Annotated in this window: 19 protein-coding genes; 2 read left to right on the top strand and 17 right to left on the bottom strand. The window is 72.0% G+C overall.

The window, feature by feature from the left end; genetic code table 11:
• Positions 1-39 precede the first annotated feature (39 nt).
• From LQ940_RS17785 to LQ940_RS17720, 14 genes are all read right to left on the bottom strand, one after another.
• Positions 40-1,368: an NAD(P)H-dependent oxidoreductase gene (locus LQ940_RS17785; RefSeq protein WP_231244237.1), complete on the bottom strand. Its 1,329-nt coding sequence runs from the start codon at positions 1,366-1,368 to the stop codon at positions 40-42.
• Positions 1,365-1,784 carry a PTS glucitol/sorbitol transporter subunit IIA gene (locus tag LQ940_RS17780; RefSeq protein WP_231244236.1) on the bottom strand — a complete coding sequence of 140 codons (420 nt, stop codon included), beginning with the start codon at positions 1,782-1,784 and terminating at the stop codon, positions 1,365-1,367. Before LQ940_RS17780 ends, LQ940_RS17785 begins: the two co-directional genes overlap by 4 nt.
• Positions 1,781-2,152, bottom strand: a complete 372-nt coding sequence (locus LQ940_RS17775; protein WP_231244235.1) for a hypothetical protein — start codon at positions 2,150-2,152, stop codon at positions 1,781-1,783. The genes LQ940_RS17780 and LQ940_RS17775 overlap by 4 nt, the downstream gene beginning before the upstream one ends.
• 123 nt (positions 2,153-2,275) lie before the next feature.
• On the bottom strand, positions 2,276-2,860 hold the full coding sequence (locus tag LQ940_RS17770) for a protein-N(pi)-phosphohistidine--sugar phosphotransferase (RefSeq protein WP_269214945.1): 585 nt from the start codon (positions 2,858-2,860) through the stop codon (positions 2,276-2,278).
• Positions 2,857-3,477, bottom strand: coding sequence for a PTS glucitol/sorbitol transporter subunit IIC (gene srlA / locus LQ940_RS17765; RefSeq protein ID WP_231244234.1), 621 nt, complete (start codon positions 3,475-3,477; stop codon positions 2,857-2,859). Before srlA ends, LQ940_RS17770 begins: the two co-directional genes overlap by 4 nt.
• 147 nt (positions 3,478-3,624) lie before the next feature.
• Positions 3,625-4,029, bottom strand: coding sequence for a transcriptional regulator GutM (locus LQ940_RS17760; protein ID WP_231244233.1), 405 nt, complete (start codon positions 4,027-4,029; stop codon positions 3,625-3,627).
• The gene (locus LQ940_RS17755; RefSeq protein WP_231244232.1) at positions 4,026-5,024 is read right to left on the bottom strand and encodes a sugar-binding transcriptional regulator; all 999 of its coding nucleotides are present in this window, start codon (positions 5,022-5,024) and stop codon (positions 4,026-4,028) included. The genes LQ940_RS17760 and LQ940_RS17755 overlap by 4 nt, the downstream gene beginning before the upstream one ends.
• A gap of 149 nt (positions 5,025-5,173) precedes the next feature.
• A complete protein-coding gene (locus LQ940_RS17750) occupies positions 5,174-5,656 on the bottom strand; it encodes a PTS sugar transporter subunit IIA (RefSeq protein WP_231244231.1) in 483 nt (160 codons plus the stop codon).
• On the bottom strand, positions 5,653-7,047 hold the full coding sequence (locus LQ940_RS17745; RefSeq protein WP_231244230.1) for a PTS galactitol transporter subunit IIC: 1,395 nt from the start codon (positions 7,045-7,047) through the stop codon (positions 5,653-5,655). The genes LQ940_RS17750 and LQ940_RS17745 overlap by 4 nt, the downstream gene beginning before the upstream one ends.
• A 69-nt stretch (positions 7,048-7,116) precedes the next feature.
• Complete coding sequence (locus LQ940_RS17740; protein WP_231244229.1) at positions 7,117-7,392, bottom strand: PTS sugar transporter subunit IIB; 276 nt, start codon at positions 7,390-7,392, stop codon at positions 7,117-7,119.
• A gap of 31 nt (positions 7,393-7,423) precedes the next feature.
• A complete protein-coding gene (locus LQ940_RS17735) occupies positions 7,424-8,374 on the bottom strand; it encodes a sugar-binding transcriptional regulator (protein WP_231244228.1) in 951 nt (316 codons plus the stop codon).
• A gap of 158 nt (positions 8,375-8,532) precedes the next feature.
• Positions 8,533-9,828: a dihydrolipoamide acetyltransferase family protein gene (locus tag LQ940_RS17730; protein WP_231244227.1), complete on the bottom strand. Its 1,296-nt coding sequence runs from the start codon at positions 9,826-9,828 to the stop codon at positions 8,533-8,535.
• Positions 9,828-10,850 (bottom strand): alpha-ketoacid dehydrogenase subunit beta, encoded by a 1,023-nt coding sequence (locus LQ940_RS17725; RefSeq protein ID WP_231244225.1) that lies wholly within the window; start codon positions 10,848-10,850, stop codon positions 9,828-9,830. Before LQ940_RS17725 ends, LQ940_RS17730 begins: the two co-directional genes overlap by 1 nt.
• Before the next feature lie 24 nt (positions 10,851-10,874).
• Positions 10,875-11,852: a thiamine pyrophosphate-dependent dehydrogenase E1 component subunit alpha gene (locus LQ940_RS17720; RefSeq protein WP_231244224.1), complete on the bottom strand. Its 978-nt coding sequence runs from the start codon at positions 11,850-11,852 to the stop codon at positions 10,875-10,877.
• A gap of 187 nt (positions 11,853-12,039) precedes the next feature.
• Between LQ940_RS17720 and nirD the strand changes: the two genes are divergently transcribed.
• Complete coding sequence (gene nirD, locus LQ940_RS17715) at positions 12,040-12,402, top strand: nitrite reductase small subunit NirD (RefSeq protein ID WP_231244223.1); 363 nt, start codon at positions 12,040-12,042, stop codon at positions 12,400-12,402.
• Positions 12,403-12,415: 13 nt separating this feature from the next.
• Here nirD and LQ940_RS17710 read toward each other — a convergent pair whose 3' ends face one another.
• From LQ940_RS17710 to ispF, 3 genes are all read right to left on the bottom strand, one after another.
• On the bottom strand, positions 12,416-13,801 hold the full coding sequence (locus LQ940_RS17710) for a GntP family permease (RefSeq protein ID WP_231244222.1): 1,386 nt from the start codon (positions 13,799-13,801) through the stop codon (positions 12,416-12,418).
• Positions 13,801-14,328, bottom strand: a complete 528-nt coding sequence (locus LQ940_RS17705; protein WP_231244221.1) for a gluconokinase — start codon at positions 14,326-14,328, stop codon at positions 13,801-13,803. Before LQ940_RS17705 ends, LQ940_RS17710 begins: the two co-directional genes overlap by 1 nt.
• A gap of 89 nt (positions 14,329-14,417) precedes the next feature.
• On the bottom strand, positions 14,418-14,897 hold the full coding sequence (gene ispF / locus LQ940_RS17700) for a 2-C-methyl-D-erythritol 2,4-cyclodiphosphate synthase (RefSeq protein ID WP_231244220.1): 480 nt from the start codon (positions 14,895-14,897) through the stop codon (positions 14,418-14,420).
• A 32-nt stretch (positions 14,898-14,929) separates the two neighbouring features.
• Between ispF and LQ940_RS17695 the strand changes: the two genes are divergently transcribed.
• Entirely contained in the window at positions 14,930-16,483 is a 1,554-nt protein-coding gene (locus tag LQ940_RS17695; RefSeq protein ID WP_231244218.1) for a molybdopterin-dependent oxidoreductase, read from the top strand.
• The last annotated feature ends 37 nt before the right edge of the window (positions 16,484-16,520 follow it).

The raw sequence follows: 16,520 nt of genomic DNA, 5'->3' as shown, positions 1-16,520 counted from the left end.
TAGCCGTCCCCGCGGACCGTCGAGCATGTCGGACCGCGCTCAGGCGACCAGAGCCGAGCGGAGGGCCGCCAGGTCCGGGACGTCGGCCCCGGCGTCGTCCATCGACTCCTGGATCCGGCGCATCCGCACGATCAGCAGCGACTCGTCGACCTGCACGTCGTCGTAGGTGAGCGTGTGGTCGACCGGGACGTCGCGGACCAGGGTGGCCCCGGCCAGGACGCCGAGTGGGACGCGGCCCGCCGCTGCGAAGCCCGACGACGACTCGATGTGGCCGCGCACGGTCGAGCCACCGATGCCGTCGATCCGCTCCCCGGCCTTCATGGGCCGCTTCGTCTGCGCGCCGACCTCGGCCGTCCAGTGCTCCGAGATGAGGCTGGGCCGCTTGTCCAGGGCCATCTCGTAGACCGTGAGCGGCGCCTCGATGCTGGCAAGGTGGTAGGGCCGGTACAAGGCGAAGTAGGGCCCGTCGCCCATCTGGAGGTAGGTCATCTCGTGGTGCACGTACGGGTCCTCGGTGCGGATCACCACGAAGACCCCGGGGGCCACCGGGCCGGTGCAGTAGTCCACCACGCCGGGCCGGTCCAGGATGCCGCCGTCCTCCTTCAACGCGAACGTCTCGTGCAGCGTCTCGACCGTCGAGGCGGGGCCGTGCATCCCCGGCGTGCTCACCTCGAGCCCGGTCGTGTTGGCCAGGGAGGCCATCTCGATCATGGCCTTGGACCCATCGACGAAGCTGGTCAGCATCTTGGGGTTCATCTGCTTGCCCGCGGCCCGCTCGGCGAGGGACTCGGGAGTCGCGTAGGGGTCGAGCGGGTTGTTCTTCCCCTTGCCCGCGCAGATCACCTCGAAGTTCAGGTCGCGGGCGTAGTCGACCAGGATCTTGGTCTCGACGGGCTCGTCGCCGCGGCACACGGAGTAGACCGCGCCCGACTCCTGCGCCAGGCGGGCCATGTAGCGCCCGATGGTCACGTCGGCCTCGACGGTCAGCGTCGCGACCGAGATGCCGGCCGAGAGGGCGGCGACGGCGACGCGGACGGCGACCTCCGGGACTCCCGTGGCCTCCACGACGATGTCGAGCGGGAGCCCGGCGAGGTCCTCGATCCGCTCGAGGGCCACGCTGTGGCCGGCCTCGACCGCCGCGGCGGCCTCCTGCGGGCCGGCGACGTCCACGGCCTGGATGCCGGCCTGGGTCAGGGCCTCCTGTGCACGGTCGAGCTGGACGTCGAGCACGGCGGACAGGGAGATGCCCGGCATGCGGAGCAGCTGGGCGGCGAGCCCGCGGCCCATCTGTCCGGCTCCCACGAGGCCGACGCGCAGGGGGCGTCCGGTCTCGTCGAGCCTGTGCTGGAGCCGGTCTCGGTAGCTCATGGGGTCACTGCTTTCTGGGTGTCGGGGGAGCGGCTGATCCGGAAGGTGTCGCCCACCGCGAGCAGCGGCAGGTCGCCCTTGCGGACGCAGACGTCTCCGGGCAGCTTGGGCTCGGTGCGGCCGTCGGCCTTGAGGTCCAGGTGGCCCAGGTTGAGGAGGTTGTCCCGGACGACGTCGCCGACCGCGAGCACCTCGAACGAGGTGTCGCCGACCTGGACCGTGTCGCCGGGGCGCGGGCCGTCGTCGGCGACGTCGGCCTCGTGGAGGACGGAGATGTCGTGGAGCTCGGCGGGCGAGCCCGCCGCGAAGAGGATCAGCAGCCCGTGCGAGAGGAAGGCCTCCACCTGGTCGCCGACCTGGGTGACGGTCGACTGGTAGACCGTGGCGGTGCTCGTCGGGCTCTCCGCGCCGCTCATCCCTCGGACACGTCCTCGAGCTTCACGCCGGACACGAACAGGTCCTCGGTGATGAACTGCGCGAGGGGGCCCGCGGGGCTGGTCGCGTGCACGTCGACGGTCTTGACCTTCTTCATGGGGTACACGCCGACGCGGGCCGTGCCGCCGCAGTCGATGACGGCGACGGCGATCTTGTCGAACGGCGCCGAGCTCTTGAACCCGTCGAAGGCCTCGCCGCCCGTGAGGTCGGCGATCTTCTGCGCGACGGGGTGGATCCCGCCTCCGGTGATGGAGGCGATCAGCGGGCGCTCGGAGGTGGGGCAGATGGTGAGGGGTCCGCCCCAGCCGCCACGTCCCTTGGTGACCTGGACCGGCTTGTAGTCGCTCATGGTGGTGCTCCTAGCTGCCGACCCGAGGTCGGCGTCGTTGGCGATGGCCGGAGATCGGCCGGAGGGGTCGCGCCGGGGGGGGGGGGGGGGGGGGGGGGGATCCACCCACCCGGCGCGGGTCGTTCAGTCCGTCGAGTAGAGCCCGAAGCTCGCCAGGTAGGCGATGACCACGGACAGCGGACCGGTGATGAGCCGCGAGATCAGCACGGCCGGCACGCCGACCTCGACTGTCTCCGCCTCTGCCTCCCCGAGTGCGAGCCCGACCGGGATGAAGTCGCAGCCGACCTGGGGGTCGATCGCGAACAGCGCCGGCAGCGCGTACTGGGGCGGGATGTCGCCCTCGCCGATCCGGGTGCCGAGGATGACGCCGACGACCTGCGCGATGACGGCGCCGGGGCCGAGCACCGGGGACAGGATCGGGATCGAGCAGAAGATGCTGATCGCGAGCAGCCCGATCAGGTTGCCGGCGAGCGGCTCCACGAGGTGGGCCAGCTTGTCGCCGAGTCCCGACTCGTTGATGATGCCGATCAGCACGGCGACGAACGCCATGAACGGCAGGATGTTGCGGATGACGGTGTCGATCGTGTCGCGGCCGGCCTGGTAGAGGACGCCGACGATGCCGCCGACGGACTTGCCGACGCCGACGAGCGCCTTGTTGAGGCCGTTCATGCCCCCGCCACCGGGGGTGCTCGTGGTGGTCGTGGTCATGCTGCGACCTCCTCGGTGGTCGTGCGACGGGCCAGCATGCGCGCCGTGATGATCTCGGTGACGATGCCGCGGATCAGGATCACGAGCATGCCCACGAGCAGGTAGCGCACGGCCAGGTCGCTGGTGCCCAGGCCGAGCTGGGTGATGCCGGCCGCGATCCCGAAGTACACGAACAGCTCACCCGCGTTGGCGTGCGGGAAGAGCCCGGTGATCGGGTGCACGAAGCTCACGGCCGAGTCGTAGAACGCCGGCTTGTAGCGCTCCGGCAGGAACCGCCCCATCGTGTAGGCCATCGGGTTGGTCAGGAAGAAGACCGACACGACGGGGAAGAGCAGGTACCGCACGGGGTACCACTGGATGCCCGGCCGCGCGGCGTACTCGCCGAGCTTGTCGATCCGCTCCGGCCCGATCCAGCGGATCAGCGCGTTGACCGCGGTGAGCAGCACGATCAGGGTGGGGATGATGCCGGTGACGAGCCCGAGGAACACCTCGCCGCCGGCTTCGAAGAGGCCGATGAACCAGTCGGCGGCGTCGGCGAGGGCGCCGAACACACCCCCCGGTTCGTCGACCGTGGTCTCGGCGGCGGAGAGGTTCGCCGCCAGATGGGTGAATGGCATGATTGCTCCTGTCGAGTCGACCCTCACGTGAAGGCCTGATCGGTGATGCTTGCCTGGCATCGATGGTTGTTCCACGGGCGGACCCGCTCGATTTTCTGCACCGCTCGTCTGTCTGGGCTCCACCCCGGATCGGCGAGCGGTGTGCTGCTACACGGGCGCCCGGTCGATCGTGTCCACCCCTTGGCGCAGCAGCGAGACGGCCGTGCGTGCGGCCTCGCGCTCCTGACGGGTGAGCTGGGGGAAGTCGCGGTCGCCCAGGATGTGGCTGACCTTGACGTCGAAGAGCGCCGGCGCCGGTCGGGCGCGGGCGAAGGTGGTGAAGCCGCGCAGCGAGATGGCGTCGCGCACGATCTGGTGGTCGTCGACGGCGAGGGCGACGAACGCCCGTCCGCCGCGGTAGCGCTTGCCGGCGACGCCGACGGTGACGGTGCCCGACTTGCGCAGCTCGCGCACGCGCCGGTTGAACGCCATGGACTGCTGGTAGGTGAAGTAGAGCTGGACCAGCCAGCCGGCGACGACGGCCACGAACAGCCAGAGAGCGGTGGAGGTCATGAGTTCTTCCTGTCGGTAGAGCCGGTGGCGGACCCGCCGCGCACCTCGCTGAGGATGCTGCGGGCGAGGGTCTCGTCGCAGACGAGGGAGTCGATGATGTGCCCGCGCAGGGCGCCCAGGACGCCGGGCGTCTTCGCGCGCCCGTAGGCCACCCCGACGACCTGGGGGATGGCGACGAGATCCTCCAGAGGGAGCCCGAGGATGCGGTCGTCGACCGCGCCCCGCACGGGAGTCCCGTCGGCGGTGAAGTAGCGGGCCGCGACGTCGCCGACCGGCCCGGCGTCCCAGAACGCGCGACGGTCGGACTCGCTGAGGCTCAGCGAGTCCAAGATGGCCGACGACGAGCCGTGCGAGGGCGTGCCGATCCCGACGAACGCGATGTCGGCGCGCCCCGCCTCGACCAGCGCCTCCGCGATCGAGGGCTCGCGGGTGAGCGCGTCCCGCGAGGCTCGGGTCTCGAGGGTCGCGGGGGCGTGCAGGAAGCGGTACTCCGCCCCCAGGCGGACGGCGAGCTCACGCACCAGCTCCTGGCCGCTGATCTCGTTGCGCACCGACGACAGGCCGCCGACCAGCTGTACCAGCGAGAGCCGGTGGAACTCCTGGTCGCTGGTCGTGGCGTAGACCATCGACTGCAGCGCGTGGCCCCACGACAGCGCGACCCGCACCGAGTCCTTGAGGTTGTCGAGCAGCAGCCGGGCCGCCTGGGTGCCGATCTGCTCCTCGATCCGCGCGGCGGGGCCGAGGCTGGCGGAGGCCACCCGGACGTCGCGCAGCCCGAAGGCCCGCTGCAGCTCGTCCTCGAGCTCGTGCACGCGGCCCGCCGGGTCGTTGATCCGGATCTCGACGATGCCCTGGCTCAGCGCCTCCGAGAGCATGCGGGACACGTTGGACCGGCTCGTGCCCAGCTCGTCGGCGACCTGCGCCTGCGACTTGCCCGCCAGGTAGTACAGGCGCGCGGCAGCCAGCAGCATCGCTGGGTCGCGGGGATTCGGCACGGTCGTCACCTTTGTGCGTATGGTTCGTCACATATGGTCACGACATGTATAGGAGTGTGAAGCAGGTCACGTCAAGCCCCCGAGGGGGTCTAATTCCGCCAGAGCGATGATTTACGGCGTGCGCTCGGGTGCGGCCGGTGCGTGCGCCGTCACGACTCCAGCAGCGTCGCGAAGCGTGCGGCCAGCGCCGCTGGGGTGTCGAGGTCCGCCAGCAGGCGCTCGCGCAGGTCCGGGCGCTGCAGCGCCGTGATCAGCCGGCCCAGCAGGCCGACCTGCTGCCCGGGGTCGTCGACCAGCAGAAGCAGCACCAGCTCCGCCTGGACCGTGCGGTCCCTGCTGCCCATCTCGCCGAACGTGAGCGGTGCGGGCGGCACCAGCGCCGCGAGGGCCGGGACCCGCACGTGGGTCGCGTCCGCGTGCGGGATGGCCACCGGCACGGGCAGCGGCAGGCCGGTCGGGTACGCCGCCTCCCGTGCCAGCAGGGCGTCGACGTACGTCGGGGCGGCGAAGCCCTGCTCGGTGGCCGCCCGCCCCAGCAGCCGCAGCGCCGAGCTGGCGTCGCGGATGCCGGCGGCGGAGGACCCCACGAAGCAGAGCGACGCCTCGAGGACCGGCTGGGGGGCGTCGGTCACGGGCCCACCGGAGCGGCGCTCTGCGCCTGGGCCTCGGCCTCGTCGCGCTTGAGGACGATCCGGCGCACGAACAGCGCGAAGGCCAGCGCGATCACGAGGCCGGCCACGGGACCGACGGGGCCGAGCTCGCTCAAGGCGACCAGGGCCCCCGTGAGGGGGTTGGCGCCGTCGACGAGGGAGGAGATGGTGTTGGAGCCGGTGGAGTTCTCGAAGCCCGAGGCCAGGGCCACCGAGGTGAAGGTGGGTGCGAGGGCCGTGGCGATGAACAGCCCGCCACCGATGGCGATCGCGCCACCGATGACCGAGCGCACGATGTTGCCGCGGAAGATCGGCACCATGACCGCCACGATGAACGGGATCGTGGCCAGGTCGACCAGCGGCAGCACCCGGTTGCCCAAGGGAGCCAGTGCGATGGCGACGAGCAGGGTGACGGGCACCAGGATGAGCGAGGTGGCGATCACGGCGGGCTGGCCGACGGCGATGGCGGAGTCGAGGCCGATGTAGTACTTGCGGCCCGGGAAGCGCTTGGCCATGAAGTCGCGCGCGGCCTCCGAGACGGGCACGAGACCCTCCATCAGGATGGCGACCATGCGCGGCAGGATGACCATCACCGCGGCCACGGTGATGCCGAGCGTCAGGATGCCGATCGAGTCCTCGCGGGGGTCGTCGAACCCGAAGCCGGCGATGCCCAGCAGCAGCCCGATGACCAGGCCCACGAAGAGGGTCTCGCCGAAGATGCCGAAGCGCCGCTGGATCGCGACCGGGTCGGCCTCGATCTTGTTGAGGCCGGGGATCTTGTCCATCAGCCGGTTGAGCGGGATCGCCAGCAGGGCGTACGGCGCCGAGGTGCCGTGCGGGAAGGAGATGTCGGGGAAGCCGAAGTACTTCTGGATCATCGGCGCGGCCAGGTCGGCCAGGGCGAGGACGGCGATCATGGCGACGCCGGCGGCGAACAGGCCCCACCAGAAGCTGTCCATGACGACGGCGACGAGTGCGCCGCCCAGCGCGAAGTGCCAGTAGTTCCACAGGTCGATGTCGAAGGTGCGGGTCAGCCCGCAGAGCAGCAGGACGACGTTGAGCGCCAGGCAGAAGGGGATGATCACCGCGCCCACCTGGGAGCCGAACGCGATCGCGGCGCTGGAGGGCCAGCCGACGTCGATGATGTCGAGGTCCACGTTGAGGCGGCCGGCCAGGGCCTGCGCGACCGGGCTGATCGAGTTGCCGAGCAGGCCGATGACCAGGTTGATGCCGACGAAGCCGACCCCGATGAGCACGCCGGAGCGGACCGAGCGGGAGAAGTTCTGCCCGAGGGCCATCGCGAAGACCGCGATGAGGACCGGGAGCACGACCGCGGCTCCGAGGTCGTTGATGTAGGCGCTGACGGCTTCCATGGGATCACCTTCTGTGAGGTCGGGGCGGCGGGGTCGGTGCGGAGCGCGGGCGGGGGAGGGGGGGTCCGGTCACTGCAGGTGGGAGACGACGTCGGCCAGGGCCTGGTCCCTGCCCATCCCGGTCAGGAACGGCAGACCGGGGACGACCGGGACGGTGATGCCGTCGGGGACCGCGGTCGTGGCGACGATGACGTCGACGTCGGGGGTGGAGCCGAGCAGGTCCATGACCTTGCCCTGGGTGACCTGCACGTCGATGCCCTGCGCGGCACAGTGCTCCTTGATGCTGCTGGCGACCATGGTCGACGTGGCGACGCCGGTGCCGCAGATGACGAGGACCTTCTTCACGGTGGTGCTCCTTCGGTGGGGGGCGTGCGGGTCAGTGGCTGAGCAGGCTGCGGGCGAGGGCCTCGTCGACGACCAGGCCGTCGACGTGGTGGCCCCGCAGGGCACCCAGGACGGCGGTCGTCTTGGAGCGGCCGACCGCGACGCCGTAGACCACGGGGATGCGGTTGAGGTCGGCCAGGCTGACGCCGACGACCCGGTCCTCGACCGGGCCGCCGACGGGCTCGCCGCTCGCCGTGACGTAGCGACCGGCGAGGTCGCCCACGGGGCCGCGCGCCCAGAAGTCCCGGCTCTCCTCCTGGTCGAGGCGCAGCGACTCGAGCACGGCCGCCGACGACCCGTGGGTGGGGTCGCCGACGCCGACGAAGGCGAGGTCCGCGCTGCGGGCCAGGGCGAGGGCCGCGCGCACCGACGACTCCTCGAGCAGCGACCGGGCGGCCTGGGCGGACTCGAGCGTCGCGGGGGCGTGGAGCAGGCGGTACGACGCGCCCAGCCGCACCGCGAGCTCGCGCACCAGCTCCTGCCCGCTGATGTCGTTGTTGACCGCCGAGACGCCGCCGAGGAGCTGCACGACCGTCACGTCATGGTCGGAGTCGGTCGTGACGGCGAAGACCATCGACTGCAGGGCGCTGCCCCAGGACAGGGCCACGGTCATCGGCTCCTTGAGGCTCTCCAGGAGCAGTCCCGCGGCCAGGCCCCCCACCCGGTCCTCGGCGCTGGCGCCGGTGCGTGCACCCCGGGGGGCCACCCGTGCCTCGGTGAGCCCGAAGTGCGTCGCCAGCTGCTCCTCGAGCTGGCGGTGCCGGCCCGAGGGGTCGTTGAGCCGGATCTCGACGATGCCCTGCCGCTTGGCCTCGTCCAGCATCCGCGACACGTTGGACCGGCTGGTGCCGAGCTCCTCGGCGATCGCCGCCTGCGACTTGTCCTCGACGTAGTAGAGGTACGCGGCGCGCATGAGCGTGCTGGGGTCTCGGGGGGCAGCCATCGTCACCTTTGTGAATCTCGTGATCACATCTGGTAGGCAGGACTGTCGCCTGTAACGTGCGTCACGTCAAGGGGTTGACCGGGTTCGGGTGGGAGCGCACGTCGGCGCCGCGGGACCCGCAGGTCCCGCGGCGCCGGCGCGGTGCGTGAGCGGTGGGGCTAGAGGGCCCCGCTCAGCCGCGCGGCGAGGCGCTGCAGGAGCTCCGCCGCGTGGGCGCCGTCGGCCACCCGGTGGTCGACGGTCAGGCCGGCCTCCACGGTGAGGGCGAGGCCGACGCCGCCGGGGACCGCGACCGGCCGCTGCCGGATGCTGCCGAGGGACAGCACGCTGGCCTGGGGCGGGGTCAGCAGCGCCTGGAAGCGGTCGACGCCGAGACCGCCCAGGTTGGACAGCGAGCCGTTGGCGACGCCCATGTAGGCCGGGTCCAGCTTGCCGGCGTGCGCGGAGCGGACCACGGTGCGGATCTCGGCGTCGAGGTCCGCCGCGCTGCCGAGGTCGGGCTCCAGGAACGTCGGCACCAGCAGCCCGCGGTCGGTCGCCACGGCGAGCGCGATGCTCGGCGGCCCGCTCTCCGTGGCGCGGTCGTCCTCCCAGCGGCACAGCAGGTCCGGCACCTCGCGCAGGGCCGCGGCGTACGCCCGCAGCAGCACGGTGGTCCAGGAGACCCCCTGGCGCAGCCCGTCGACGGCGTCGAGCTCGATCGTGCGCCAGACCGTGAACTGCGGGATCGCGGCGCTGGGCGTCATCTTGCGGGCGACGGCACCGCGGATGGCTGTCTTGCGGTCACCGGCGGGGCGGGCCTGCGGCTGAGCCGCCCTGGCCGGTGTGGCCGGCGTGGCCGGTGTGGCCGGTGCCGCGGTCGGCGGTGCGGCCGGCGGTGCGGCCGCCGGCGGCGCCGGCGGGGCAGCGACGGGCTGGGCCAGCGCCTCCACGTCGGCGACGCGGATCAGCCCGTCCGGGCCGCTGCCGACCACGTCGGCCAGGTCGATGCCGCGCTCGGCGGCGAGGCCGCGGGCGCGGGGGACGGCCGCGGGCGGTCCGGACGGGGCCGGATCGGGCGCTGCGGGCGCCGCAGCCGGGTCGGGTGCGGGGGCGTCCTCGGTCTCCAGCACGGTGCGAGGAGCCTCGGTGGCGGGCACGTCCTCCGTGGTGGTCTCGACGGCCGCGGCGTCGGGCTCCGGCGCCATCAGCAGGTCGCCGAATCCGCCGCCGGTGTCCTCGCCCTCGACCCACCCGATCGGGTCGCCGACGTTCGCGACGCCGGAGGCGACCACGATCTCGACCAGGCGCCCGCTGACGGTGCTCTCGACCTCCATGTCGACCTTGTCGGTCATGACCTCACAGACGACGTCGCCCTCGGCGACCTCGGCGCCGACCTCGACCATCCACTCCGAGACCTCGCCCTCGGTCATCGTCATGGACATCTTGGGCATCCTGATGGCGAGGCGCGTCATCACGACTCCTTCATGATCGTGAGCGCCTGGTCGACGATGTCGGCGACCTGCGGGACCGAGGCCGTCTCGAGCTGAGGCGCGTAGGGGATGGGCGCGTTGAGGCCGCTGAGCCGCTTCACCGGTGCGAGCAGCCGGTAGATGGTGGGGGACTCGGTGATCCGCGCGGCGATCTCGGCCGTGAACCCGCCGTGCCCCGGGGCCTCCTGGACCAGCAGCACCCGGCCCGTGCGGCCGACGTCCTCGAGGATCGGCGCGTCGTCGAGAGGGCTCAGGGTGCGGGGGTCGATGACGGAGACGTCGACGCCCTCGTCGGCGAGGATGCCGGCGGCCTCGAGCGAGCGCGACACCATGACGCCGGTGGCGACGATGGTGAGGTCGCTGCCACGGCGGACGACGTTCGTCTTCCCGAGGGGGACGCGCACGGCCTCCTCGGGGACGGGACCGGAGGTGCGGTAGAGGAGCTTGTGCTCCAGGACGATGACCGGGTTGGGGTCGTCGATGGCCGACAGCAGCAGGCCCTTCGCGTCCGCCGCCGAGGACGGCATGACGACCTTGAGGCCCGGCACGTGCGCGAACCACGCCTCGAGGCTCTGCGAGTGCTGCGCGGCCGCGCCGGTGCCGGAGCCCAGGGGGGCCCGCAGTACCATCGGCACGGTGGCGGCGCCACCGAGCATGAAGTGGATCTTGGCGGCCTGGTTGACGATCTGGTCCATCGCCTGGTTGGTGAAGTCGGAGAACTGGATCTCCACGATGGGCCGCATCCCGGCCAAGGCCGCGCCGACCGCCGCGCCGACGATGCCGAGCTCGGAGATCGGGGTGTCCCGGATCCGCTCGGCGCCGAAGCGGTGGTAGAGGTCGCCGCTGACGCCGAAGGCGCCGCCGTAGATGCCGATGTCCTCACCGAGCATGAAGACCCGCTCGTCGGCCTCCATGGCCTGACCGATGGCCTCACGGATGGCTTCGGAGTAGGTGATCTCGCGGCCGGTGTCGGTGGGCGCGCTGGTCGTCTGGGTGCTGGTCATGGGGGCTCCTGGGGGATGGGCTGGTCAGACGGGCGCGAAGACCGCGTCGAGGAGGTCCGAGGGGTCGGCGTCAGGGGCGGAGTTGGCGGTGCGGACCGCGTCGCGCATCTCCTCCATCGCCTGGGTCCGGATGCCCTGGATGTCCTCCTCGGACAGCAGTCCCGACTCCTTGAGGTCGTGCTCGAAGCGGAGGATCGGGTCCAGGGCTCGCCACTCCGAGATCTCCTCCTTGGTGCGGTAGAGGTTCTTGTCGGACTTGCTGTGGCCCTTCCACCGGTAGGTGAGGTTCTCCACCAGCGTGGGCCCCTCGCCGGCGCGCGCCCGGTCGACCGCCGTACGGGTGGCCTCGTAGACGGCCGAGACGTCGTTGCCGTCGACCGTGACGCCGGGGATCCCGTAGGCGGCCGCGCGGTCGGCGATGTTCTCGACGGCCATCGACTTCTCGGTGGAGAACGACATGCCGTACTTGTTGTTCTCGCAGACGAAGACGACCGGGAGCTTCCAGATGGCGGCGAGGTTGACCGCCTCGTGGAAGGCGCCCTCGTTGGTGGCCCCGTCGCCGAAGAAACAGGCGACCACCCGGTCCTCGCCGCGCATCCGGTAGGCGAGGGCCGCGCCGGTCGCGATCGGGATGCCGCCGGCGACGATGCCGTTGGCGCCGAGGTTGCCGGTCGCCACGTCGGCGATGTGCATCGAGCCGCCGCGCCCGCGGCAGTAGCCGGTCTCCTTCGCGAGCAGCTCGGCCATCATCCGGGTCAGGTCGGCGCCCTTGCCGATGCAGTGCCCGTGACCGCGGTGGGTCGAGGTGATGGCGTCGTCCGGGCGCAGCGCCATGCAGACGCCGGTCGCCGAGGCCTCCTGACCGATGGACAGGTGCATGGTGCCGTGCATGAGTCCGCGAGCGAAGAGGTCGTCCACGGCCTCCTCGAAGCGGCGGATGCTCCACATCGTGTGCAGGGCGTGGCGGGCGGCCTCCGCCGTGGCCATCGGCGCGTCGGTCATCGTTCCTCCTGATGCACATATGTGCGTGTGTCAATCACGTATGACCACACAGTAGGTGACGCGGGTCACCCGAGGCAAGGGTCGGCCGCGGCGACGGGGCGCCGGCGATCGTTTTCACGGCTGTTACACGGCGAAACAGGGGGCACACACGCACGACCTAGGTTCCGAGACACGAAAGGAGGTCGCGATGACACCTCGCTCCCCTTACGCAGAGGAGTGGCAGCCGGTCTGCCGGGTGGCCGAGCTCGAGGTCGAGCGCGGCGTCACGGCGCTGGTGCACGGCCAGGCGATCGCGATCTTCCGGACGCAGGACGACCACGTCTACGCCCTCGGCAACCACGACCCGTTCGCGAAGGCCTCGGTCATCGCGCGCGGGATCGTGGGGACCCGAGGCGACGTCCCGTTCGTCGCGTCCCCCTCGCACCGCCACGCCTTCGACCTGCGCAGTGGCCAGTGCCTCGAGGACGCCCACATCTCCGTTCCGGCGTACGACGTCAAGGTGGTCGACGGCGTCGTGCTCGTCGGCCACCGCAAGATGCACGCGGCCTGAGCCGATCCTGCTGCTAGATCACCAGGTTGAGCAGCAGCACGAAGATCAGGCCGGTGACCGACAGGATCGTCTCCATGGCCGACCAGGTCTTGATGGTCTGGCCGACGGAGATGCCGAAGTACTCCTTGACCAGCCAGAAGCCGGCGTCGTTGACGTGGGAGAAGAAGACCGACCCGGCCCCGACGGCGAGGACGACGAGCGAGGTCTCGCCCTGGCTGAGGCCCTCGGCCAGGCCGACCACCAGGGCGGAGGCGGTGATGGTCGCGACGGTGGCCGATCCCGTGGCCAGGCGGATCAGGACCGCGAGCAGCCAGGCCAGGACGATCACGGAGACGTCGAAGTCCTGGGCCCAGTCGGCGAGCCGGGTGCCGATCCCGGTGTCGACCAGCACCTGCTTGAAGCCGCCGCCGGCACACACGATCAGCAGGATCCCGGCGATCGGCGGCAGGGACGACTCGATGGACGTGGCGACGGCCGCGCGGTCCATGCCCGCGCCGCGGCCGAAGGTGAAGATCGCGACGACGACGGCGATCAGCAGGGCGACGACCGGGGTCCCGATCACGTCGAGCACCCGCTGTACCGGGTCGTCCTCGTCGTCGATGAGGATGTCGGCGAGCGCCTTGCCCATCATCAGCAGCACCGGCAGCAGGACGGTGAACAGGGTGACCGGGAACGACGGCCGCCGCTCCACCGTCTCCGACTCGCGCGCCTCGAAGCGGTCGGGCGCCGGCACCGGCACCCACCGCCCGGCGATCGGCGCGAACAGCGGCCCCGCGACGACGACGGTGGGGACCGCGACGAGCACGCCGAGCGCCAGCGTGGTGCCGAGGTCGGCGCCCAGGGCGTCGATGGCGACCAGCGGGCCGGGATGCGGCGGCACCAGGCCGTGCATCGCCGAGAGGCCGGCCAGGGCGGGGATGCCCACGGTGACGAGGGAGAGCTGCGCGCGCCGGGCGACCAGGTAGATCACCGGCATCAGCAGGACCAGCCCGATCTCGAAGAACATCGGCAGCCCGATCAGCGCCCCCACGGCCGCCATGGCCCACGGCAGGCTCCGCGTGCTGGCACGCCCGACGATGGCGTCGACGATCTCGTCGGCGCCGCCGGAGTCGGCGAGCAGCTTGGCGAACATCGCGCCGAGCGCGATCAGGATGCCGACGCCGGCCGCCGTGGTGCCGAAGCCGGTCGTGAAGCTGGTGACCACGTCGGCGACGTCCACTCCGGCGACGAGGCCGACGGCGAAGCCGCCAAGGATCAGTGCCAGGAACGGGTGCACCTTGAGGAAGGTGATCAGCCCGACGATCAGCGCGATGCCGACCAGGGCGGCGAGCACCAGCCGCCCGCCGCCGGCGACCGGCTCGGTCAGCTCGGTCGCGGCCAGGATGACCGCGGGGGACATCAGCCGACCCCGGGCGGGGACAGGTGCCCGGCGACCTGCTCGACGATCGCGTCCACCGACTGGTCCACGTCGACGACGAAGCCGTGCTCGTCGTCGTCGAGGGGCTCGAGGGTGGCGAACTGCGAGTCCAGCAGCGAGGCCGGCATGAAGTGCCCGGGCCGGGTGGCCTGGCGCCGGGCGATGACGCCGCGGTCGCCGTGCAGGTGCACGAAGGCCGTCTGGGGTGCGTGCGCCCGCAGCTGGTCGCGGTAGGCCCGCTTGAGCGCCGAGCAGGTCATCACCCCGCCCTCCTCGTGGTCGGCCAGCCAGATCCCGAGGGCCTCCAGCCAGGGCCGGCGGTCGTCGTCGTCCAGGGCGTGCCCGGCGGTCATCTTGGCCACGTTGGCCGCGGGGTGGAAGTCGTCGGCGTCGGCGAAGGGGGCGCGCAGGCGCTGGGCGAGGGCGGCGCCGACGGTGCTCTTGCCGGAGCCGGACACGCCCATGACCACTACCGGTCCCCGCCCGCTGTCACGCCCGTCTGGAGACATGGCCGACAGCCTGCCCACCTGATCTGGTCTTGACAAGGGAGAGGGCCAGAACGCCGATGCCGAGACGGTCAGCCTCGGGATGCGTGGCCTCAGGCCTCGCTCAGCAGCAGGGCCGTGGCGATGGAGGCGACACCCTCGCCGCGGCCGGTGAGGCCCAGGCCGTCCGTGGTGGTGGCGGAGACGCTCACCGGCGCGCCGGCGGCGGCCGACAGGGCGGCCTCGGCCTCGTCCCGGCGCGGCCCCAGGCGGGGGCGGTTGCCGACGACCTGGACGGCGAGGTTGGCGATCTCGAACCCGGCCTCGCGCACGCGCCGTGCCGTCTCGCCCAGGAGGGCCGCTCCGGAGGCGCCGGCCCAGGCCGGGTCCGACGTACCGAAGTTCGAGCCGAGGTCGCCGAGGCCGGCCGCCGACAGCAGCGCGTCGCACGCGGCGTGGGCCGCGACGTCGGCATCGGAGTGGCCTTCTAGCCCGGCCGGCTCGTCGGGCCAGGACAGACCGGCGAGGTGGAGGGGGACGCCGGGGACGAGCCGGTGGACGTCGGTGCCGATACCGATCCGGGGCTGCTTCACCCCCCGATGATGCCTGAGCCACAATCGACGGTGTGACGTCGACTCGCGGGGCCTGGTCGCTGGCCGGGATCCTCGCCGGTGCGGCGGGGCTGGCCACGAGCTACCTCACCGCCAACCTGCTCTCCATCCGCGAGTCGCCCGTGGTCGCCGTGGCCGAGGACGTCATCCGGCTGACCCCGGGTCCCGTGGCCGAGGCGGCGATCGACCTGCTGGGGCATCGGGACAAGGCGGTGCTGGTCGCCGGGATCCTGGTGGTCGTCACCGTGCTGTTCGCCGTCGTGGGCCACCTCGCCCGGCGCAGCTGGTGGGCGCCGGTGCTGATCCTGACCGCGCTCGCGCTCGCGGCGGCGACGGCGGTGCTGCTGCCGCAGGGCACCGCCAACGCCACCGACGCGCTGCCGGTGCTGGCGGGGTTCGTGACCTGGCTGGTCGCGCTGTCGCTGCTCGCCGCCCCGCTGCGTACGGCGGACGCCGCGACCGAGTCGACCGTGCCCGGTGAGCCGGCGGCCGCGATGCCGGAGTCCTCGCGGCGCGGGTTCCTCATCGGAGCCGGCGCGGTCGCCGGCACGGTGGCGGTGGCGGGAGTGCTCGGACGGTTTGTCGGTGCGGGGCGCCGCGAGGTGGAGCGCATCCGCGGGCTGCTGCGGCTGCCGGGCGTGAGCGCCCCCCAGGTCCCGCCCCGCGCGATCATCGGCGCCGAGGGCATCTCGCCGTGGCTCACCAGCGCGACGGACTTCTACCGGATCGACACCGCCATCGCCATCCCGGTGGTCAACCCGAGCGACTGGCGGCTGCGCATCCAGGGGCTGGTCGACCGCGAGATCGAGCTGACCTTCGACGAGCTCAACGCCTTCGAGAAGACCGAGGCCTGGGTGACCCTCAACTGTGTGTCCAACCCGGTCGGCGGCGACCTGATCGGCAACGCCTGGTGGAGCGGGGTCCGCGTCGCCACGCTGCTGGCCGACGCCGGCGTACAGCCGGGCGCCGACGCGGTCCTGCAGACCTCCGAGGACGGCTGGACCTGTGGCACCCCGCTCGAGGCGCTGACCGACGACCGCGACGCGATGCTGGCGGTCGCCATGAACGGCAAGCCGCTGCCCATCGAGCACGGCTTCCCGGTGCGCACGATCGTGCCCGGCCTGTACGGCTACGTCTCCGCGACCAAGTGGGTGGTGGACCTGGAGGTCACGCGCTTCGCCGACATCCAGGCCTACTGGACCGAGAAGGGCTGGGCCGAGCGTGGCCCGGTCAAGCTGGCCTCCCGGATCGACGTACCGGACTCGGGCGCCGAGGTCGCGGCGGGCGAGGTGGCCGTCGCCGGGGTCGCCTGGGCCCAGCACACCGGCATCTCGGCGGTCGAGGTCGCCGTCGACGGCGGTGCCTGGCAGCGGGCCGACCTCGCCGACCCGGGCACGATCGACACCTGGGTGCAGTGGCGCGCGGTGGTCGACCTGGAGCCCGGCGAGCACCGCATCGTGGTCCGCGCCACCGACGCGGAGGGGCTCGTGCAGACCGACGTCGAGCGCGACGTCCTGCCCGACGGCGCCACCGGCCGGCACGGCATCGACCTGTCGGTGTCCGGGTGAGCGGTGGGCGTCGCCGTGCTTGTAACTCACCGTTACT

This window comes from Nocardioides sp. cx-173 (genome assembly GCF_021117365.1).
In the GTDB taxonomy this organism is placed as follows: domain Bacteria; phylum Actinomycetota; class Actinomycetes; order Propionibacteriales; family Nocardioidaceae; genus Nocardioides.
Note: the sequence above shows the minus strand (reverse complement) of the source record. Positions and strands in the feature narration are given on the sequence as shown.